Source organism: Pseudomonas sp. Van50, assembly GCF_055390755.1.
On record NZ_AP024343.1, the window covers coordinates 2,049,748 to 2,069,997 of the forward strand.

Here is a 20,250-nt window from a genome sequence, read left to right on the forward strand (position 1 = left end):
GCCGGTCAAGCATAGCTGATCATCTCTGAATTCCGGTGCGGCCGGTGTGTATTGTGTGAAGTAGACCCGCCATTGGATAAGGCGTTTCGTTGTTGGAGCGCCATCATTACTGTGAACCTGTCCGAGGAAAAGACGTGGACTCGCGATTGAATGCTTTTCTTGAGCGTGCCGATGCCGTGCTGGCCCGGATCGAGCCTTTGCTGCCGGCGCCCCGGCCCGCCATCGATTGGACCCAGACCCTGGCCGCCCGCTGGCAGCGTGACGGCCGCAGTGGCTACCTGTTGCCGCTGCACGTCAGCCTCGACATGCGCCTGTCGGACCTGATCGGCGTGGATCGCCAGGTCGAACAGCTGGGCCGCAACACCCGGCAGTTCCTCGATGGCATGCCCGCCAACCATGCCTTGCTCTGGGGCTCGCGTGGTACCGGCAAGTCGTCCCTGGTGCGCGCCCTGTTGGCCGAACATGCCTCGCATGGCCTGCGGTTGATCGAGATCGAACGCGATCACCTGGCTGATCTGCCCCGGGTGGTCGAGCAGGTTGCGAAACTGCCGCAGCGCTTCGTGTTGTTCTGCGATGACTTGTCGTTCGAGTCCGGCGAAGGCGATTACCGCGTGCTCAAGAGTGTGTTGGATGGCTCCTTGGAACAGGCGCCGGACAACGTGCTGCTGTATGCCACTTCCAATCGCCGGCACCTGGTGCCGGAAAAGGAGAGCGACAACGAGAACTGGAAACGGGTCGACGGTGAACTTCATCCCAGCGAAGCGGTGGAGGACAAGATTGCCTTGTCCGACCGCTTCGGCTTGTGGCTGTCGTTTTATCCGTTTACCCAAGAACATTTCCTCAACGTCGTGGAGCACTGGATCGGTGAACTGGCGGCCAAGGCCGGGCTGGCCTGGCAGCGCGACGAAGCGCTGGATGTGCTGGCGGTGCGCTGGGCAACCGGTCGCGGCAACCGCAACGGACGTTGCGCTTATCAGTTTGCCCGTTATTGGGTAGGCCTGAAATTGTTGGAGCACAAGGCATGATCGATTTGAAGGGCAGCGGTGTTGGCCTCGATGGCTACGACTTGTTATCGGCACAGTTGGAATCCTTGCTGGCCGATGAACGTGACTTCATCGCCAACGCCGCGCAGTTCTCGGCCTTCCTGTCCAGTCAGCTGGACGACTTGAACTGGGCCGGCTTCTACCTCAATCGCAACGAAGAGCTGGTCCTGGGACCGTTCCAGGGCCAGATCGCCTGTGTGCGGATTCCCTTTGGCCGTGGCGTGTGTGGCACGGCGGCAGCGACCCGGCAGACCCAGCGCGTCGAAGATGTCCATGCCTTCGCCGGACACATCGCCTGCGACAGCGCGTCGAACAGTGAACTGGTGGTACCGCTGGTCAAGGACGGGCGCCTGATCGGCGTGCTTGACCTGGACAGTCCGAAACTGGCGCGTTTTACCGAGCATGATCAAGCTGGCATTGAAGCATTGGCTGCGATATTCCTGCGCCTGACGGATTGCTGATCATGCCTTCAGCCCGGCCTTGACCAACAGGCTGTCGGGGTCGACCTCATCGATCTGGTGCGGGTCGAGGAACTGCTCGGCGTAGCCCAGGTAGATCTTTTCTTCGATGAACAGCCAGAACAGCTCGGGATCGATATGGGCGTCGCGGCACATGGTGGCCATGATGCCCAGGGCCTCGCTCAGCGTCTTGGCTTTCTTGTAGGGCCGGTCGGCCGCCGTCAGTGCTTCGAAAATGTCGGCGATGGCCATCATTCGTGCCGGCAGGCTCATTTCCTCGCGCTTGAGGCGCTTGGGGTAACCGCTGCCGTCCATTTTCTCGTGATGCCCGCCGGCGATCTCCGCCACGTTGTTCAGGTGGCTAGGGAAGGGCAACTGACTGAGCATCAGGATCGTCTGCACCATGTGATGATTGATGACGTAGCGTTCCTCGCGCGTCAGCGTGCCTCGCGTGATGCTCAGGTTGTAGAGCTCGCCGCGGTTGTATTTCCAGGCCGGCACATCGAGCTGGAAGCCCCACGGGTTGTCCGCCGGGATCAGCTCGGCTGCGTGGCGCTCGAACAAGTGTTCGGGCTTGTCCGCCAACAGCTGCTCGGTGGCCGGCAGTGTCGGCTTGGGCGTACGGGCCTGGCGTCGGTTTTCTTCCCAGGAAACCCCCAGGCGGTCATCGAGGGTCCGGCTCCACGGGCGTTGCGCGATGTGTTGCAGGCGTTGCAGATCGGCCTCGGCCATGGCTTCGGAGCCCAGGTTGCAGCGGGCGACGAAAGCAAAGTCGTCATCCAGTGCCGTCAATGTCGCGTCACGCTGTCGCGCCAGGGATGACGATTCGCCGCCGTTTGCCACGGCCTGCCAGTAATCGACCCAGGCGTCGCGCTTGAGTACTTCGAAACGGGTGCGTATCTCGTGGATCCGGTCGTTCAGGGTTTCCAGTTTGGTGGCTTTGTCGACGACGTATTCGGGGGTGGTGACCTTGCCGCAATCGTGCAGCCAGGCGGCGATGTGCAGGGCTTCCCATTCATCCTCCGTGGGCCGGTAGGCGCTGAACGCCGGGGCCTGGCTGGCAGCGGCGGCCTGGGCGAGCATCAGGGTCAGGACCGGCACCCGCTGGCAATGGCCGCCGGTGTAGGGGCTCTTGGCATCGATCGCGCCGGCCAGCAGTTGGATGAAGGCGTCCAGTAGCTGCTTTTGCTTGGCTTGCAGGCGCTGGCCCTCGATGCTCACGGTGGCGGCGCCGGACACGGCTTGGAGGAAGGCGATGCGGTCGGGCTGGAGTTTTTCCAGGTCGGCTTCGGTGCCGCTGTCGGTGATCAGCAACACCAATACGCCGACGGTTTCCTGATGGCGATTGCGCAAGCGGATGCCGATCAGGTGGACCCGAGGCGAGTCCAGTGCCTGCAGGATGCCTTGCAGGTCGGCCGCCTGCTCGAAGCCCAGGGAGGTCACGAGATTGTCCGCGACGACCAGTTGTTGGAGCCATTGCGGGCTGTCGCCCGCTTGTAGCTCATGACTGCGCAGCTTGAAGGCGGCGAGGTCCCTGGGGGTTCCATCGATCACCAGCCCATAGGGCTTGAGCCGATTTTCGTCGTTCTCGCGCAGGTAGATCAGGCCGGCCTGGGCCTGGCCGATTTTCACGGTTTCGAACAACATCCGTTCCAGCAACGGGGCGAAGCGGGTTTCGGCGCGCAGGCTGGCGGTGATTTCAAAGAAACTTGCCAGGGTCTCTTTCATGCGTGCCATCGAGACACTCAACTGATCGACCTCCAGTACCGGGGAGCGGCGGGACACCGGGTAGTTGAAGTCAAAGCTGCGAATGGCGTCGGCCTCCTGCACCAGTTCGCGCAAGGGCTTGACCAGGATCCTGGACGTCAGCCAGCCCAGGGGCAGGCACAGCAGCAGGGTGGCCAGGGTGATGAGCGCGCCTTGCCAGCGCATGCGATAAGCGTTGTCCAGCAGTTCATCCTCAGGCACCAGCAGCGCCAGTTCCAGGCCTTGGGGCCCGCCTTCCTGCATGTGGCTGCGCGACACGATCCACTGGCGTCCGGCCGCTTCCAGTCGGGTCGTATCAGTGTTGTCGTCGAGGACGGCGGCGATGGCCGGGTTGAGGTCGCGGGCCTTGATCAGGCGCGCCGACCGGGCGTCGGCGAGCAGCCGGTCGCTGTCGGGATAACCCACGGCGTTGCCCTTGGGATCGAGCAATACGATCTCGGTACCGGTGGTCACCTTGTGCTTGGCCAGGGTCTGGGACAGGGCTGCCAGGGTCAGGTCGGCGCCGATGACTGCCTGCTCGCCGCTGCGCCGGGCGAGGGTGGTGCCGACGTTATGCGTGGAGAAGAAAACGTAGGGCTCGGTGGTGATCTGCCCGGCGCTGCCGGCGGCGCTGCGAAACCAGCCACGGCTGCGCGGATCGTAGGTTTCGTCGGCCATGTCCCGGCGATCGATGAGCGTCAGGGTCTCGTCGTAGAACAGCGATTGGGAGTGGACCGGGCCCTGCTCGGTGGCCCGCTCCACGGTCCAGACCTGATAGGCCGCCTCGGCGGGGGCCCGCAGGGCGGTTTTCAGGGCCGGGGTGCGCAATGGCCGGACCATCAGGAAGTTGCCGCGCTGATCGCCCAGGTACAACGACGCCAGGTTCGGGTTGTCCCGCAATGCCTGGCTGAAGGGCACGAGCAGGGCCAGGCGTTGCGCCATCTGTGGCGTGCGTGTTGCCGGGTAGTCGGCCAGCAGGCTCAGCAGGTGGCGGATGGGTTCGTAGGTGTCATACAAGTCCAGGCGCACCTCCTGTTCAATGCGGTTGAACAGTTGTTCACTGCTGGACAGGATGATTTGCGTGGTTTGCCGGTAGTTGAAAATACCCAGCACCACCCCGGTCAACAACAAAAGCAGGGTAAACATCACGCTGATGTGGACATGCAGGGGAAACCGGCGTTTGTCCGGACGCGGTGCGCTGGGCATTGCAGTCACTCCAAGTGTCAGGGGGTGTTCTCGATGGGTGTTCCCGCGTGCAAGGGAAACCGATCGAGAACACCCCAGGTACGCACTGCTGAGCGAATAGCATAGTAAACGCTGGATTATTTTGCCTTGGCGATCTCCGTTTCCAGGGCCCGCTCCAGTTCGCTCATGGCGCGGTCGAGGGCGTCGATGCAGGCGCTGATTCGTTCAGGGGCCTGTGCCGGATGACACGCCTGCTCCAGCACCTCGCACCGCTGGATCAGCGTGGTCGCCTGGACGATGCGGGCGACGCCTTTTATCTTGTGCGCCGTTTCGGTCAGCGCTTGGCGGTTTGCGCCCTGGGCGACGTCGAGCAACTCCTGGCGGTCCGCGCGGCAGCTGCTGAGTAACTCCGCCAGCAGGCGCCGGTTGGACGAAGGGTCGCCGCCGGTCAACGCCTGGAGACAGTGCACGCTGAAAGCCGTTGGGTGACCGACGGGTTTGACCGTCTTGATCCACTGGCTCAAGGCGCTCAGGCTGATCGGTTTGAACAGGCAGTCATCCATTCCGGCGTCCAGGCAGCGTTGTTTTTCCTCCGGTTGAGCATTGGCGGTGAACCCCAGGAGGGTGCAGGGTGGCCGTCGCTGTTCGGACTCATCGCGACGAATCGAGCGGGCCAGTTCGTAACCGCTCATGATGGGCATGTTGCAATCGGCGATGACCAGATCGAAATGGCCTTCCTGCCAGACCTCGAGCCCGTGGGCACCATCGTGGGCGACCCGGTAGTGATGGCCGAGGTATTCCAATTGCTGGGACATCAGCAGGCGGTTGGCGGGATGATCGTCCACGATCAGGACGTTCAAGGCGGCCTGGGCCGTTTCGATGACCGGTTCGAGTGGGAGGCTCACCGGCGCCGTCGACAGGACGGTCAGCTGCAGGTGGACCTGGACCTGGGTGCCGACACCGGGTTGGCTGCTCATGTGCAGGTTGCCGCCCATCATCCGGCACAGGTTGCGACTGATCACCAGCCCCAGCCCCGCGCCTTTGCGGGCCATTCGGCTGGTGTTATCGACCTGGGCAAACGGCTCGAACAAGCGTTGCAAGTCTGCCGGGCCAATTCCGATGCCGCTGTCGTTGACCTCCAGATACATGTGCAGGACGTCGTCCTGTTCGGTTGGCGCTAGCCGGACCTTGACCACGACCTGGCCCTGCTCGGTAAATTTGAGGGCATTGCTGATCAGGTTCGACAGCACCTGCTTGAATCGCAAGGGGTCTATCAACACGTCGGGATTGCCCTCGGCGGCATCGAACTGCAGCGACAACGCCAGGTTTTTCTGCCGGGCCACACCCTCGAAGACCCGTATGACCGATTGCAGCAAAACCCTGAGGTTGACGCGTTCGGGGGCCAGGCTCAGATGGCCTGATTCGATACGGGCGATGTCCAGGATATCGCCGATCAGCTCGAGCATGCCGGAAGCCGACTCGTAGGCGACTGCGATGGTCGAGCGGTCCACGTGGCCCTTGTCGGCGTGTTTCAGGGCCAGCTCGAGCATGCCGATCACCGCGTTCATCGGGGTGCGGATTTCATGGCTCATGGTGGCCAGGAACGTGCTTTTGGCGCGGTTTGCGTCATCGGCCCGTTGCTTGGATGCGCGCAGTTCCTCGAACAGCTGCCGTCGTTCGCTGATGTCGATCCAGCCGCCGATGATGCCTTGCACTTGCGCGGCGGAGTTTCGGTAGGGAAGGATCCAGTGATAGATCGTCAGTTTCCGGTCGCCGATGTGCAGGGGACGGTCCACGATCAGCGCGGTGCCTTCGGCCATGACGCGCTGGTAGTCCGCCTGGTATTCCTGCGCTTCGAAGGCATTGCTCATGGAACCTGGCATCGAGTCCTTGCCGATGACGTCTTCGCGCCTGGCGTTGAACGTTTCCAGGTAACTGTCGTTGCAGCTCTGCAGGATGCCGTTGCGATCCCTCACGTAGATAGGGTGGGGGGTGCCATTGAGCAGCGAATGCATGAATTCGAGTTGATCGTTGAGGGCCAGTTCAGCCCGTTGACGTTGCCTGATCTGGCGCTGCATGTAGGCGTTCCATGTCAGGGAAAGCAGCAGCAACAGGCCGACGCCCGCGACGACCTGGAAGAACAGGCGGTTATACGTGCGCCAGGTGTGTTCCGAGGGCGAGACGTAACCGCGCCAGCGGTTGTTGATGATGCCCAGTTCGTCGGGGTCGATGCTGGTCAGGGCCTTGTCGAGGATGGCGTTCAACTCGCTGGCGTGTTTGGCCGTGGCCAGCGCGAACAGCGCCTGTTGGGTGCCCACCGTGCTGCTGATCTGCAACCGGTCCCGCCACGCATGGGAGGAGATGAAGTAGTTGGCCATCACCTGCGAGTTCACGCTGCCGTCGACCTGGCCATGGGCGAGCATTTCCACGGCGTGCAAGGGGCCGTCCGTTTCGATGATCCGGATGTTCGGGTACTGGCTGCGTAGCCATTCAATGAGCGGGTTGCCCTTGGCGATCGCCAGGCTGGCGTGGCCGAACTGATCGAGCGTGGTGGGCGTGTCGGACGGCTTGCGGGTCAGCAGGACGAACGAGCTGTCGACGTAGGGACGGCTGAATTTCAACTGGCGTTGCCGTTCACTGCTGGGCAACAGCGCGGCAATCACGTCGGCTTGATCGTTCAGGACCGCGGCAATCATTTCACTGTCGTTCTGGCGGCGCTGGATGTCCAGGCGCAGGCCGGTGCGCAGCCGGATCAGCTCCAGCAGGTCGGCGCTGATGCCGCGAAAATCGCCGTCCGGATCGAAGAAGGTGAAGGGGGCGGAAGTTTCGTTCACCACCACCCTGACCACCGGATGCCTGGCCAGCCAGCGTTGCTCGCGGTCGGTCAGTTGTACCCGGTGGTCCGTGAGGTACAGGTCGCTGCCTGCACTCCAGCGCTTGGCAATGGCCGCCTGTTCGGCGATGGGGACCTGGTTCAGCGTCGCGTTGATGATCTCCAGCAAGCGGGTATCGCCACGGCGTACGGCGAAACCGAACCCATAGGATTCATGTTTGCCGAAACTGGCCATGCGGATATTGCTCAAGTAGCCCTTGCTGATCATGTAATGGGTGGACAGGGTATCGCCGAGAAATACATCCGCCTGGCCAAAAGCGACGGCATTGATGGCGTTCTGGTAGGACGGATAGGTGGTGATGATTGCCTTGGGGTAGAGTTTTTCGATTTCCTGCAGCGGCAGGTAGTGATAGACCATGCTCAGCCGCAACCCCTTGAGGTCTTCATTCAGGGATCGGCTTTCATTCGTTCGGGTGACGAGAACGGGTTGGTCCACTGCGTACGGCGTCGAGAGCGCAATGTCGGGGTCGCGGGCCTCGAAACCGTTGGCGGTGCCAAGCATGTCGATTTGCCCGTCCTTGAGCGCCGCCATGGCTGCCTCACGGGAGGCGAAACGCAGGACTCTCATGGGCAAGCCGGTGGACTTGGCGAGAATGTCGGCATAGTCGGCGGTCAGGCCTTCGTAGTCGCGTCCGCTGGCAGACAGATCGAAGGGTGGGTAGTCCGGTGCGGAAGTGCCCAGGACCAGTTCCTGCCGGCTTTTTAGCCAGGCGCGGTGAACATCATCGAGCTTGATCTCGGCCTGAGCCATGGACGAACGCCCCAGCAGCGTGTATTGCCCGGGCGCATCCGGTGTCGCCGCGAGCACTCCTGCATATAACGCTGCGCTGATCAGCAGGAGACATTCGGTTATGCGTCTGAGCATCCTGTTTTCTCACACCAGCGCGTTGCGCTTCGCCATTTCAATCAGCTCGACCAAGGACTTGACCTTGAGTTTCTGCATCAGGCGTTTTTTATAAGTGCTGACGGTTTTATTGCTGAGAAACATCCCCTTGGCTATTTCCTTGTTGGTTCGGCCCTGGGCAAAAAGTTGCAGTACCATCAGTTCCCGATCATTGACGCTTTTGAAAAGGTCCAGCTCTATACTGCGTGGATCATCCGGGCGTATCGGGTTCAGCGCCTGGCTGGGGAAATAGTTATAGCCGGACAATACCGCTTTGATCGCGCTGACAAGTTCGCTGAGGTCTTCCTGTTTGCAAACGTAACCGGAGGCACCGGATTGCATGCATCGGATACCGAAGAGCGTCGGCGACTGTGCCGTGAGCACCAGTGTCTTGAGCGGCGTGGTCATGGCGTTGAAGCGCGACAGAATTTCCAGCCCGTCAAGTTTGGGGATGCTGATGTCCAGGATAACCAGGTCTGGCATGCATTCGCGCACCATTTGCATCGCGTCGACGCCGTTGTCAGTTTCTCCTACGACCTTATAGCCCTCATGTTCCAGGAGCATGCGAACGGCGAGGCGGATGACCGGATGATCGTCGACAATGAAAACGGAGTTCATGAATAAATTACCCTGCGAACTTGAATAAAGCGCGCACCTTAGCCCACTTACAGCCAGGGCCGTACGAAGAGACGGGCATGCAACTTCAATTTCAGAAGTTTCCTACAAAAAAAGAGGCAAGATATTACGATGTAATCGGTTTTTTAGTAGGTGGATGACAATAAGAGGAGGAAGGTGTTGGCAGTGTGTGAAGGGATATTTCTTTGATTGTGTTGTTTGTGCAAACAAAGGAAACGTTCTAATCGAGGTTTGTGTAAGCCATACCTTTATTTATCTACTTCAAACTCCTTGTGGGGTGGCGCTACAAAAACCACATGCACCGCCAGTAAGGTGGCTGCACGATCCATATCCACCGCAATCCCTGTGGGAGCGAGCTTGCTCGCGATGGCGGTGGATCTGTGCGCATCGATGCTGGATGCGCCTGCGTCATCGCGAGCAAGCTCACTCCCACATTTTTTCGAGGTGCTGCAAAGGGTGCCTTTATTGGCGCGTGCGGCCTGTCATCTCCTGGGCCATTTCGCTGGCGTAGCTGTCGGTCATGCCGGCGATGAAGTCGATCATTCGCAGGAACGCGCCATGCAAAGGGCCATTGGGATCCGGCGCATTGTTCCCCAGCAGGTCGAGAATGCGGCGATTCTTGAACGAAGGCGTGCGGCCGCCGTGCTGTTCGAGGGCTGCGCCGCAAAAGCCGTTGAGCAGGATTTCCAACGTGGTGTAGGCGCCGATTTCATGCAGGGTCTTGCGTTTGTCCTGGAAGATTTTCCGGCGCGCCATGTCCTTGGCATTCAACACGCAACGTTTGGCCGGGCCGTGCATATGTTCCACCAGGTCCCCTGGCAGCGTGCCGGCAAGCAACGCTTCCTGCTGCTCGACAAACGCCCGGGCGGCGGCGTTGGTCAGGTGTTCGATGGCCTTGCCTCGCAGGATCGCCAGTTTGCGCCGCCGCGAGTCCAGCGGCCCCAGTTGCCGGTAGGTGTCCGGAAGATCGTCGCCCACCAGGTCCAGGAGCAGCGATTCCACCTGTGGGTACTCCAGAAGATCCATCTCCACGCCGTCTTCCAGGTCGATCAGCGCGTAGCAGATGTCATCGGCGGCTTCCATCAGGTACACCAGTGGGTGCCGTGCCCAACGTTGATCCTCGATCTGTGGCAAACCGAGCTTGTGGGCAATCTGCTCCAGCAGTGGCAGTTCGCTCTGGTAGCAACCGAACTTGTGCTTCTTGTAGCCCAGGGAATCGGCGTGGCGGGCGGTCCAGGGGTATTTCAGATACGTACCGAGGGTGGCATAGGTCAGCCGGGTTCCGCCGTCGAACTGATGGTATTCAAGCTGGGTGAGGACGCGGAAGCCTTGGGCGTTGCCTTCGAAATTGAGGAAATCGTTGCGCTCGGCTTCGCTCATCGCATCAAGCCAACCCCGTCCGGCGGCCTGCTGGAACCAATAGCGAATGGCGTCCTCGCCGGAGTGACCGAACGGCGGGTTGCCGATGTCGTGGGCCAGGCAGGCCGATTGCACCACCATGCCCAGGTCGCTGGGCTCGCACCAGTCGGGCAGGGCATTGCGGATGGTTTCTCCCACGCGCATGCCCAGGGAGCGCCCGACGCAACTGACTTCCAGGGAATGGGTCAGGCGCGTGTGGATGTGGTCGTTGCTGGAAACCGGGTGCACTTGCGTCTTGCGCCCCAGGCGGCGGAAGGCACCGGAAAAGATGATGCGGTCGTGGTCCTTGTGGAAGGGGCTACGGCCCAGCTCTTGCGGGCTGTGCAGCGGTTTTCCGAGACGTTCGCGAGTCAGCAGGGTATGCCAATCCAAGGCCGGTTGCTCCGTTCGATGATGTCGATGCCCTAGCTTCCCGGTTCGTGGGTCGCCCTGCAAGGCCTATGGGCCTGCACGGACCTGATACGTAACCCTGTGGCGCTAGCCACAGGGTGTCGGTCGTCAGGGTTTGCGCAGGTCCTTGGCCAGCTTGACCAACGGCAGCAATGTCGTTGCCAGACGGATCAGGCCTGTCAAGCCACCGCCACCACCATGGCGGGTCCGTTTGCCGGTGAGGAAGCCGAGCAGGGACACCGCCGCCACGCCCCACAGTGGCGCATGCTTGATGCCGAAACCTTCGTGCCAGCTTTGCGTCAAGCCGCGCACCCGATGCAAGGGTTGCAGCAATTGGCGTGTCTCCTGACGGATTTCCTGGCGATGCATTTCCATGCGCAGGCGCACCAGTGCCTTGCGCATTTCCTGTCGTGTCCGGGCTTGGGGAATATCAGGCAGGCTCATGGCAGCAGGCGCTCCCGGTCATTGGCCAGTTCTTCGAGGGTGGCGTTGAAAGGAGAGGACTCGTCGTAGATCGCGGCCTTGAGCCGAAGACCGCAGAACAGGGCCGCCAGCAGGTAGAACAGGCACAGGCCGATAATGCCCGACAGGCGATAGGTGTCCCATACCAGGATCAGCACCAGCGCCGAAAGCCCGACCAACAGCAGCAAGCCGAACACCAGCGCAAGGCCGGCGAACAGCAGGAGGCTGACGGTGCGAGCCTTCTGTTCCTGCAACTCCATGCCGAACAATTCGACGTGGCTGTGCAGCAAGCCAAGAAATGCCGCGCCCAGGCGGCGCGCTGTGGGTTGTGTGCCCGCTTCGGACGAGCCGGATTCGTCGATACCCATGATCAGCGCCGTGTCGCCAACAGACCGATCAGAAAACCAACGCCCGCGGCAATGCCTACCGATTGCCAAGGGTTGGCCTGTACGTATTCCTCGGTGGCGACTACAGCAGCCTGGCCGCGTTCGCGCATGGAGTCTTCGGTCAGCTTGAGTGTTTCGCGGGCGCGCAGGAGGGTTTCGTGGATCTGGCCGCGCAGCGCATCGGCCTGATCGCCTGCCAGCGTCGCGGTGTGATCGAGCAAGCGCTCCGTGTCGCTGACCAGCGTCTGAAAATCTTCCATCAGGATTTCTTGAGCAGTCTTTGCCTGGGTTCTGGCCATGGGTGAATCTCCGTAAGTGACGTCTGAAGCGTTCGAGTATGAGCCTTGCCGGAAGGTTCAGTGCAAGTGACTGGTACAACTTTTGCTCAGGCTTCTGCCATGTACTGGTGCGTCAGCCTGTGCCAGTGCGCTGAAGCTGGGCGAAAGCCCGTAAAACCTTAACCAAATAATCAAAACCCGCGAAGCACCTCGAAGCGGGACTTCGTTTTGCCTGATCTGACGCACCAAAGCAGTTCATCGGCCTGATTGCGGCCAATGAGTCGTTTCAACTTGGTGCATTCATGGGGTGAGCGAACCGGTTTGGTGCTTTTTTCAACTTTTTCAGGTCTGCCAACACCATGGAAAATATGCAAAGTGCCGTGGACAGTCTGGTCCACAGCTCCAATACGCTGTTCATCCTGCTCGGCGCCGTCATGGTCCTGGCCATGCATGCCGGCTTCGCGTTCCTTGAAGTGGGAACGGTCCGGCAGAAGAACCAGGTCAATGCGCTGTCGAAAATCCTCAGCGATTTCGCGGTCTCGACCCTGGCCTATTTCTTTGTCGGTTACTGGATTTCCTACGGCGTGACCTTCCTGCAGCCGGCGGCGGTACTCAGCACCGATCATGGCTACAGCCTGGTGAAGTTCTTCTTCCTGCTGACCTTTGCCGCCGCGATCCCGGCCATCATTTCCGGCGGTATAGCCGAGCGTGCACGGTTCGCGCCGCAGTTGTGCGCCACGGTGTTGATCGTGGCGTTTGTCTACCCGTTTTTCGAAGGCTTGGTCTGGAACGGCAATTTTGGCTTGCAGGCTTGGCTGCAAGCTCGGTTCGGCGCCAGTTTCCATGACTTCGCCGGTTCAGTGGTGGTGCACGCCATGGGTGGCTGGCTGGCGTTGGCCGCAGTGCTGTTGCTCGGGCCGCGTAATGGCCGCTACCGGGATGGTCGCCTGGTGGCGTTCGCGCCTTCGAGCATTCCATTCCTGGCCTTGGGCTCGTGGATCCTGATTGTCGGCTGGTTCGGTTTCAACGTGATGAGTGCCCAGACCCTGCCTGGGGTGAGCGGGCTGGTGGCGGTCAATTCGTTGATGGCCATGGTGGGCGGTACCGTGGCGGCATTGATTGTCGGGCGCAATGACCCAGGCTTCCTGCACAACGGCCCGCTGGCCGGGTTGGTGGCGGTCTGTGCCGGTTCCGACCTGATGCACCCGGTGGGGGCGCTGGCCACCGGTGCCATTGCCGGTGCCTTGTTTGTCTGGTGCTTCACGGCGGCCCAAGGCAAGTGGAAGATCGACGACGTGCTCGGCGTCTGGCCGCTGCACGGGTTGTGCGGGGTCTGGGGTGGCATTGCCTGTGGCATCTTTGGCCAGGCTGCCCTGGGCGGCCTGGGTGGGGTCAGCCTGATCAGCCAGTTGATCGGCACGGCGCTGGGTGTTGTCGTCGCCCTGGCCGGTGGGTTCGCGGTCTATGGCGCGATCAAGGCCGTGCTGGGGCTGCGCCTGACCCAGGAAGAAGAGTATTACGGCGCCGACCTGTCGATTCACAAGATCGGCGCGGTCAGCCAGGACTGATCGTTGCACAGTATTTGTGATACAGGACACTAGGGCTCCTTGTCCTGGTTGCCAGGGTAAAAACCGTGGAGCAGGCGATAACGGTCGTGACGGACCTGATCCACATGATGCCGGACTTGTTGTTCGGGCAGGCCGAGCATGATCAGGGCATGGGACGCCAGCATCAGGCTCGATTCCAACAGTTCCGGGACCACTTCGCTGGCCCCGGCGGCCTGCAACTCGGCCAATTGGCTGTCGTCGCGGGTGCGCACCAGGATCGGTACCTGTTGGTTGACCCGCCGGGCCGCCTTGAGCACGGTGATGGCGATGTCGGTCTTGTCCACCGCGATCACCAATAGCCTGGCGCGGCTCAAGCCAACGGCGGCGAGCAGGTCACCCCGTCGCGAATCGCCGTAATGCACGCAGTTTTCCCCGACGGTGGCTTCCTGGATGATCACCGGGTCGTCATCCAGGGCGACGAACGCCTGGCCTTCGCGGCGCAGGAAGCGCCCGATGGACTGGCCGACGCGCCCGTAGCCGCAAATCACCACGTGATCCGACAAGCCGGCATTGAGTGCGCTGATCTGGTCCAGTTGCGCCTCTTCGTTGGGTTTGCGATGCAGGCGCGCGGCGATGCGCGGCGCCGCACGCAGCAACAGCGGCGTCAGCAGCATCGAGCAGAATGTCGCGGCCAGCAGCAGGCCGCTGATGTCGGCGGGCATGAGACTGTTCTGTTGCATCAGCGCCATCAAGGCAAAACAGAATTCGCCGCCCTGGGCCAGGGCCAGGCCGCTGCGCCAGGCGGTTTCCCCATCACTGCCGCGCCATTTCACCAGGGTGGCGACCACGCAGCCCTTGAGGAGCATCAAGCCGAGGGTCAATCCCAGGATCAAAAGGCCGTCATCGAGGAACAGTTGCAGATCGATCAGCATGCCGATGCTGACGAAAAACAGCCCCAGCAGGATGTCGCGGAACGGGCGTATGTCGGCTTCGATCTGATGCCGGTAGTGGCTTTCACCCAGCAACATGCCCGCCAGGAATGCCCCCAGGGCCGGCGACAAACCGAGCAAGTGGGTAAGCCATGCCGTCAGTAGCACGATCACCAGGGCCAGCAGCACGAACAGTTCTGCGGACCGGGACGCCGCCACCTCATGGAACAGCCGGGGCAACAGCAGCCGGCTGGCCAGCAGCAGGCCACCGAACAACACCAGCGTCTTGCCCAGGGTCAGCGGTAGCGCCCAGTACCACGGGTGCTCGCTGCTGCCGGCGAAGACCGGCACCAGGGTCAACAGCAGCACCGCGACGACGTCCTGGAACAACAACACGCCAATGGCGTTCTGGCCGTGGCTGCTGAAGATCTCGCCCAGGCTGGTCAACTCCTTGCTGACAATGGCGGTGGAGGACAAGGCCAGCCCCGCCCCGAGCAGCAGCGCGGCGATCACCGGCGCGCCGCACACGGCCAGCAATCCCGCCAGCAGCGCCCCCGAACACAACACCTGCAGGCTGCCGAGGCCGAACACGACCCGGCGCAGTTCGAGCATTTTCGACAGGGAAAACTCCAGCCCCAACGAGAACAACAGGAACACCACCCCGAGCTCGGCCAGGTCTGGCAGTTCTTCGCTGTCGTTGACCCAGTCCAGCGCGGTAGGCCCGACCGCCAGCCCGACACAGAGATAACCCAGTACGGGCGGCAGGCGCAGCCGCCTGAAGAGGGCGATGACCACCAGGGACGAGGCAAGGATGATCAGCAGGTTGGCAAACAAGGGGAACTCCGTTTCAAGGCTACAACGCACAGCGTAGAGGGGAAAACGTGACCAGCGTCGCTGGAAAAGCATTTATGTTCAGTGATTTGCATCAGCGTTTTACCGAAACACCCGGAAGCGAGCCAGCGACTCGACGGTTTTCCGAGGCGGGCCTAGAATGACCGTCTATCTTTTTTGGGTCTACCCGCCATGCTTCCTGAATGCCAGTTGTTCGGCACCCTGGGGTGTCATCTTTGTGAGGTCGCCGAAGCTGAACTGATACCTTTCGTCGAACATGGATTGTTGGTGGAGTTGGTGGACATTTCGGAACGTCAAGCCTGGGTGGACGATTATGGTCTGCGTATCCCCGTGCTGCGCAGGCTGGATACCGGTGCCGAACTGGACTGGCCCTTCGAGGCCGAACAGATCGTGACCTTCCTCCGTTGAACGGTTCGTCCTTCGGTTCCCAAGACAGCGGTTGGCGAAAGTAGCGAGCTTCGGTTACTGTATGTTCATACAGCTATCTGGAGTGCATCCCCTTGGTCAATGTCGAACAACTGAAAAGCAGCGTAAACAGGATGTCCGCGGATGTTGTGCGTGAGGCGGTCTTGGAGCTGCGCCTGGATGGCCTGGTGACCGAAGGCAAGACGCCTTTCAATAAACTGCATTTCAACACCTGTTTCGCCGAGATCGAAGCGTTGTTCCAGCGTGCCGGCTATCACAAACAGTTGGATGTGGTGGGTTACCAGGGTTTGCTGTACGCGCTGTACGATCCAGGCCGCTGGGAGGCGGTGGACGTGCTGCGCTGGTTGAAGGAGTTCACCGAAGCGGCGGCCAAATCGACGTCGGTCACGGCGTAAAGCAATCATCGCTGGGCTGACCGGTGTGACTGTCGGATAATGCCGCCCTGCAAAAACGCCTGAGAGTTTTCAATGTCCGGTTCACCGTTTTCCGCCGCTGATCATCAGGCCAGTACGCTGTATCTGCCGCCCGGTTCCTGGCCGACGGTGCTGGAGTGCCTGTGCGAGCATTTCAGCGCCATCAGTCGTGAGCAGTGGCTGGACCGGATCGCCCGGGGCAGGGTATTGGACGGGGAGGGCAAGGCCATCCATGTCGACTTGCCGTACCGCGAAGGCCTGCGCATCCACTATTTTCGTGAAGTGCCCGACGAGAAGCCCATCCCGGTGGTGGAGTCGATCCTGTACGCCGACGAACATCTGGTGGTGGCAGACAAACCGCATTTTCTGCCTGTCACTCCGGCAGGCGAATACGTCGAGCAAACCTTGTTGCGACGGCTGATCCGGCGGCTGGACAACCCGCATCTGGTGCCCCTGCACCGCATCGACCGGCACACAGCCGGGCTGGTGTTGTTTTCCGCCAATCCGCACACCCGTTCGGCGTATCAGTCGTTATTCCCGACGCGGCAGATCGAGAAGCGCTACCAGGCCATTGCCCGCGCGTTGCCTGGGCTGACCTTCCCCCGGGTGCATAGAAGTCGGATGATCGATGGTGAGCCGTTCTTTCGGATGCAGGAAGGGCCGGGTGAGCCCAATACCGAAACGGCCATCGAAGTGCTGGAAAGGCACGGTGACCTGTGGCGCTACGGGTTGTCTCCGGTCACGGGCAAGAAACACCAGTTGCGGGTGCATATGAATGCCCTGGGAGCGGGCATCTGCAACGATCCGTTTTACCCTGACGTGCTTCGGGACGCCGAGGACGACTACGCCAACCCGCTCAAGCTACTGGCACAGGGGCTGCGTTTCATCGACCCGGTCACTGGCCAGGAACGTGTATTCCAGAGCGAGATTACATTGCAGTGGTAGTGCCCATGGTTTTCGACCAGGCATAAAAAAGCCCGCAAATGCTGCGGGCTTTTCGTATCTGGCGGTAGCGTTGAAGATTACAGGTCTTTAACGGTACGAACCTGATCCTTGTTCACGCGAGTCTGCTTGCCATCCAGTTGCTCGAATTCGTAGAAGCCGCTTTCTTCATCGTAATGAGGGGTATCGACGGCCTGGATTTCGCGACCGTCATTCAAGGTGATCACTGTTGGCGAAGCGCACCCGGCAAGGGTGGCGAGGCCCAGAGCGAGCATGAACGTGGCGAGGGTCCGTTGTGTCATGGTGTTTCTCCGAAATGGATTCTTCAAGTTACTGACCTTCAGACGTATACATTGCGCGCAAGTTCCTGGCTAGTGTCAATCTGACACGCCTTTATGTCGGACCAGTAACTCCGGGGTGTTCAGATTGGCCAGCCGCGGATCGTCGGCGGGGCATTGCAAGGCAACGGCGTGCAGCGCGCGCATAACCCGACCGGGGCTGCGCTCGCCTTCGCTCCAGGCTTTTTCGAAGCTCGCTGCCAGGGCCAACGGGATGACACACAGCAGCGGTTCCCAATGCTCGCCGTGCCGCACCATCAATGGCTGATCGGGGTGCTGGCTGGCCGTCCTGCGCATGTTGTCGAGCAGGCTGGCGTCGACCTGCGGCACGTCGCACGGCAGCACCAGCAAATACGGGTGCCTCGCAGCCTTGAGACCTGCCCGGATGCCCGCCAGTGGCCCGGGAAAGTCACCTTCCTCGTCATGCACCAACTGATCGGCATACGCTGCATAACGTTGCGCATTACGGTTGCAGGAAATGATCAGGTCATCGCTCATGGCGCGAGTCTGGCGATGGATATGGGCAATCAGCGGTTCGCCTTGCCAGTGCACCAGGCCTTTGTCCTGTCCGCCCATGCGTTGCCCGCGGCCACCCGCCAAGAGCAGAATGGAGCAGGATGGCAGCGGCGTAATCGAGGTCATGGCGTGTCTCCGCACGGGCGAAAAAATGAAGCGCTGTGATATAACACCGGGCTGTTTCCTCTACAACTGGACGAGCCTATGAAAGCCAAGGCTGATGTACCTTTCGTGCCGCTCAATATCGCGGTGCTGACAGTCAGTGACACCCGTACCCTGGAAACCGATACGTCCGGGCAGGTCTTCGTCGATCGGCTCACGGCGGCTGGCCACAACCTGGCGGCGCGGGTCCTGCTCAAAGATGATTTGTACAAGATCCGGGCGCAAGTCGCGACCTGGATTGCCGAAGACGTGGTGCAAGTGGTGCTGATCACTGGCGGCACCGGTTTCACGGGGCGTGACAGCACGCCGGAAGCCGTCACGTGTCTGCTGGACAAGCAGGTCGATGGGTTTGGCGAGTTGTTCCGGCAAATATCAGTGGCCGACATCGGCACTTCCACTGTGCAGTCCCGCGCGCTGGCGGGCCTGGCCAATGGCACGCTGGTATGTTGCCTGCCGGGGTCGACCAATGCGGTGCGTACCGGATGGGATGGGATCCTGGCCGAACAATTGGATGTGCGGCATCGTCCGTGCAACTTCGTGGCCCATTTGAAACAGGCAGCCCCTTGTGAATCCCGTGGGTAAACCGGGCAAGGCCGGCGCCTTGATGGCCGTTGAGGTGGCGTTGGAGCGGCTGCTCGAGATGGCGGCGGCCACACCGATTGTTCAGCGCGAACATTTGCCTTTGGCCGCGGCGTCAGGGCGAGTGCTCGCCGAGGACCTGGTATCGACCCTTGATTTGCCGCCATGGCCCAACAGCGCCATGGATGGCTATGCCTTGCGGCTGGCGGACTGGAATGGCGAGCCGTTGGTGGTCAGCCAGCGGATTTTCGCCGGCCAGGCTCCGGAGCCGTTGGCCGTTGGTACCTGCGCGCGGATCTTCACGGGGGCGCCAGTCCCTGCCGGCGCCGATTGCGTCGAGATGCAGGAAAACGCCGTGGTTGAAAGCGACCAGCGGGTGCGGTTTACCGAGCCCATGGTCAGTGGGCAGAACATTCGTCCCCAGGGGCAGGAGACCACCGTTGGCGAGCAAGTCCTTTCTGCCGGTACTCGCCTGGGGCCGATCGAGCTGGGCTTGGCGGCATCCTTGGGCTGTGCATCGCTGGAGGTGGTGCGCAAGGCCCGCGTCGCCGTCCTGTCCACGGGCGATGAACTGGTCGAGCCCGGTCAGGCGTTGGGTCCTGGCCAGATCTACAACAGTAACCGCGTGCTGTTGTGTGGCTGGCTGCAACGCATGGGCTGTGAAGTGGTTGACGCGGGTATCCTGCCCGACGATTTGTCGGCCACCCGCGAGCGCCTGGCACAGTTATCGGATGTCGATCTGATCCTGTCCACCGGGGGGGTATCGGTGGGAGAGGCGGACTTCCTGGGGATCGCCTTGCGCGAGGACGGCGAGCTGGCGCTGTGGAAACTCGCCATCAAACCGGGTAAGCCGCTGACGTTCGGGCATTACCGTGGCGTGCCGGTCATAGGCCTGCCTGGAAACCCCGCTTCGACCCTCGTGACGTTTGCCCTGCTGGCAAGGCCTTACCTATTGAGACGCCAAGGCGTTCAGTCGGTGGCGCCACTCAAGTTCAAGGTGCCGGCCGGTTTCGCCTGGCCAAAGGCGGGCAGTCGCCGAGAATACCTGCGAGGCCGTATGGAGAATGGTCGAGCGATCATCTACCGAAACCAGAGCTCGGGTGTCCTGCGCAGCGCGGCCTGGGCCGATGGGTTGGTCGAGGTGCTCGAAGGGCAGACGCTGGTGGAGGGCAACGAAGTGGGCTTCATTCCCTTGAGCGAAATCCTGGGCTAGCACCTGGCAGGTGTTCTCCGGCCCGGGTTGGACGTCCGGGCCTTTGCGCGCCTCACCTTTACCGCGTGAGCAGCGTCACCAACTGATCGAATCGATTGTTGGCAATCCAGCCCAGCAGACCGAGCACCACCGCCGCGGCGCCAGCCGAATAGGCCAGCCTGTGGCGGATCACCTTGACGTCGGTGCGTATTTCATCCATGTCTTTGCGGATGTATTTGAGGTGGGTTTCCAGTTCAACGACGCGCGGTTCCAAATCAATTCCTCCAACGGGATTACTGCAACTTTTGCATTCGTTTCGAGTATCGGCCCGCCCGCTTCCAAAGGACGCGAGCTGCCGCGGTGACAGCTTGTATTCACGGTTATGCATGGGACGGTCCATCCCCTTGGCCATAACTGTTCGAGCGACTGATCCGGCCCCTGCGGGCCGTGACGTATCCATCCATGGGAGAATGCTTCCTTGTGTGATGAGGGTTTAAGCGATCCAGCAAAACATGAAGCCAAGGTGTCTCAATACCGCTAGAGGGTCAATTGAGCTGATTCGCCAGATCTTGTAA

The 20,250-nt window shown here is 61.2% G+C and carries 19 protein-coding genes; 8 read left to right on the top strand and 11 right to left on the bottom strand.

From position 1 onward, the window contains the following. Positions 1 to 134: 134 nt before the first annotated feature. Together ACZ5M5_RS09085 and ACZ5M5_RS09090 are read left to right on the top strand one after the other, a co-directional pair. Positions 135 to 1,025 carry an ATP-binding protein gene (locus ACZ5M5_RS09085; RefSeq protein ID WP_060738532.1) on the top strand — a complete coding sequence of 297 codons (891 nt, stop codon included), beginning with the start codon at positions 135 to 137 and terminating at the stop codon, positions 1,023 to 1,025. After that, positions 1,022 to 1,504 (top strand): GAF domain-containing protein, encoded by a 483-nt coding sequence (locus tag ACZ5M5_RS09090; RefSeq protein WP_060738531.1) that lies wholly within the window; start codon positions 1,022 to 1,024, stop codon positions 1,502 to 1,504. Before ACZ5M5_RS09085 ends, ACZ5M5_RS09090 begins: the two co-directional genes overlap by 4 nt. Here ACZ5M5_RS09090 and ACZ5M5_RS09095 read toward each other — a convergent pair whose 3' ends face one another. The 7 genes from ACZ5M5_RS09095 to ACZ5M5_RS09125 form a co-directional block, all read right to left on the bottom strand. Further along, on the bottom strand, positions 1,505 to 4,453 hold the full coding sequence (locus ACZ5M5_RS09095) for an HD domain-containing phosphohydrolase (protein WP_464738909.1): 2,949 nt from the start codon (positions 4,451 to 4,453) through the stop codon (positions 1,505 to 1,507). Between the two features lie 116 nt (positions 4,454 to 4,569). Then, positions 4,570 to 8,190: a transporter substrate-binding domain-containing protein gene (locus tag ACZ5M5_RS09100; protein WP_464738910.1), complete on the bottom strand. Its 3,621-nt coding sequence runs from the start codon at positions 8,188 to 8,190 to the stop codon at positions 4,570 to 4,572. 9 nt (positions 8,191 to 8,199) lie between these two features. Beyond that, positions 8,200 to 8,826 (bottom strand): response regulator transcription factor, encoded by a 627-nt coding sequence (locus ACZ5M5_RS09105; RefSeq protein WP_042730435.1) that lies wholly within the window; start codon positions 8,824 to 8,826, stop codon positions 8,200 to 8,202. A 480-nt stretch (positions 8,827 to 9,306) separates the two neighbouring features. Continuing rightward, the gene (locus ACZ5M5_RS09110; protein WP_053183171.1) at positions 9,307 to 10,635 is read right to left on the bottom strand and encodes a deoxyguanosinetriphosphate triphosphohydrolase; all 1,329 of its coding nucleotides are present in this window, start codon (positions 10,633 to 10,635) and stop codon (positions 9,307 to 9,309) included. A gap of 126 nt (positions 10,636 to 10,761) precedes the next feature. Further along, positions 10,762 to 11,097 carry a hypothetical protein gene (locus tag ACZ5M5_RS09115; RefSeq protein ID WP_060738528.1) on the bottom strand — a complete coding sequence of 112 codons (336 nt, stop codon included), beginning with the start codon at positions 11,095 to 11,097 and terminating at the stop codon, positions 10,762 to 10,764. Beyond that, positions 11,094 to 11,483, bottom strand: a complete 390-nt coding sequence (locus ACZ5M5_RS09120) for a phage holin family protein (protein WP_060738527.1) — start codon at positions 11,481 to 11,483, stop codon at positions 11,094 to 11,096. The genes ACZ5M5_RS09115 and ACZ5M5_RS09120 overlap by 4 nt, the downstream gene beginning before the upstream one ends. A 2-nt stretch (positions 11,484 to 11,485) precedes the next feature. Further along, positions 11,486 to 11,800, bottom strand: a complete 315-nt coding sequence (locus ACZ5M5_RS09125) for an ElaB/YgaM/YqjD family protein (protein WP_060738526.1) — start codon at positions 11,798 to 11,800, stop codon at positions 11,486 to 11,488. A gap of 338 nt (positions 11,801 to 12,138) precedes the next feature. Between ACZ5M5_RS09125 and ACZ5M5_RS09130 the strand changes: the two genes are divergently transcribed. Beyond that, complete coding sequence (locus tag ACZ5M5_RS09130) at positions 12,139 to 13,347, top strand: ammonium transporter (RefSeq protein ID WP_103309175.1); 1,209 nt, start codon at positions 12,139 to 12,141, stop codon at positions 13,345 to 13,347. A gap of 29 nt (positions 13,348 to 13,376) precedes the next feature. Here the strand turns inward: ACZ5M5_RS09130 and ACZ5M5_RS09135 are convergent, their stop codons facing one another. Continuing rightward, complete coding sequence (locus tag ACZ5M5_RS09135; protein ID WP_103309173.1) at positions 13,377 to 15,089, bottom strand: cation:proton antiporter; 1,713 nt, start codon at positions 15,087 to 15,089, stop codon at positions 13,377 to 13,379. A gap of 189 nt (positions 15,090 to 15,278) precedes the next feature. Between ACZ5M5_RS09135 and ACZ5M5_RS09140 the strand changes: the two genes are divergently transcribed. From ACZ5M5_RS09140 to ACZ5M5_RS09150, 3 genes are all read left to right on the top strand, one after another. Continuing rightward, complete coding sequence (locus ACZ5M5_RS09140) at positions 15,279 to 15,515, top strand: glutaredoxin family protein (protein WP_060738523.1); 237 nt, start codon at positions 15,279 to 15,281, stop codon at positions 15,513 to 15,515. 92 nt (positions 15,516 to 15,607) lie between these two features. After that, positions 15,608 to 15,928, top strand: a complete 321-nt coding sequence (locus tag ACZ5M5_RS09145) for a hypothetical protein (protein WP_060738522.1) — start codon at positions 15,608 to 15,610, stop codon at positions 15,926 to 15,928. A gap of 72 nt (positions 15,929 to 16,000) precedes the next feature. Further along, positions 16,001 to 16,891, top strand: a complete 891-nt coding sequence (locus tag ACZ5M5_RS09150; RefSeq protein ID WP_060738521.1) for a pseudouridine synthase — start codon at positions 16,001 to 16,003, stop codon at positions 16,889 to 16,891. A 77-nt stretch (positions 16,892 to 16,968) separates the two neighbouring features. On the opposite strand, the gene ACZ5M5_RS09155 is transcribed toward ACZ5M5_RS09150, so the two are convergent. Then, positions 16,969 to 17,190, bottom strand: coding sequence for a YgdI/YgdR family lipoprotein (locus ACZ5M5_RS09155; RefSeq protein ID WP_003199454.1), 222 nt, complete (start codon positions 17,188 to 17,190; stop codon positions 16,969 to 16,971). 75 nt (positions 17,191 to 17,265) lie between these two features. After that, the gene (mobA, locus tag ACZ5M5_RS09160; RefSeq protein ID WP_464738911.1) at positions 17,266 to 17,868 is read right to left on the bottom strand and encodes a molybdenum cofactor guanylyltransferase MobA; all 603 of its coding nucleotides are present in this window, start codon (positions 17,866 to 17,868) and stop codon (positions 17,266 to 17,268) included. Positions 17,869 to 17,946: 78 nt separating this feature from the next. Between mobA and moaB the strand changes: the two genes are divergently transcribed. Then, on the top strand, positions 17,947 to 18,486 hold the full coding sequence (gene moaB, locus ACZ5M5_RS09165; RefSeq protein WP_053120541.1) for a molybdenum cofactor biosynthesis protein B: 540 nt from the start codon (positions 17,947 to 17,949) through the stop codon (positions 18,484 to 18,486). Between the two features lie 22 nt (positions 18,487 to 18,508). Further along, entirely contained in the window at positions 18,509 to 19,696 is a 1,188-nt protein-coding gene (locus ACZ5M5_RS09170; protein WP_162491249.1) for a molybdopterin molybdotransferase MoeA, read from the top strand. Between the two features lie 58 nt (positions 19,697 to 19,754). On the opposite strand, the gene ACZ5M5_RS09175 is transcribed toward ACZ5M5_RS09170, so the two are convergent. Then, the gene (locus ACZ5M5_RS09175; protein ID WP_225613369.1) at positions 19,755 to 20,063 is read right to left on the bottom strand and encodes a hypothetical protein; all 309 of its coding nucleotides are present in this window, start codon (positions 20,061 to 20,063) and stop codon (positions 19,755 to 19,757) included. Between the last annotated feature and the right edge of the window lie 187 nt (positions 20,064 to 20,250).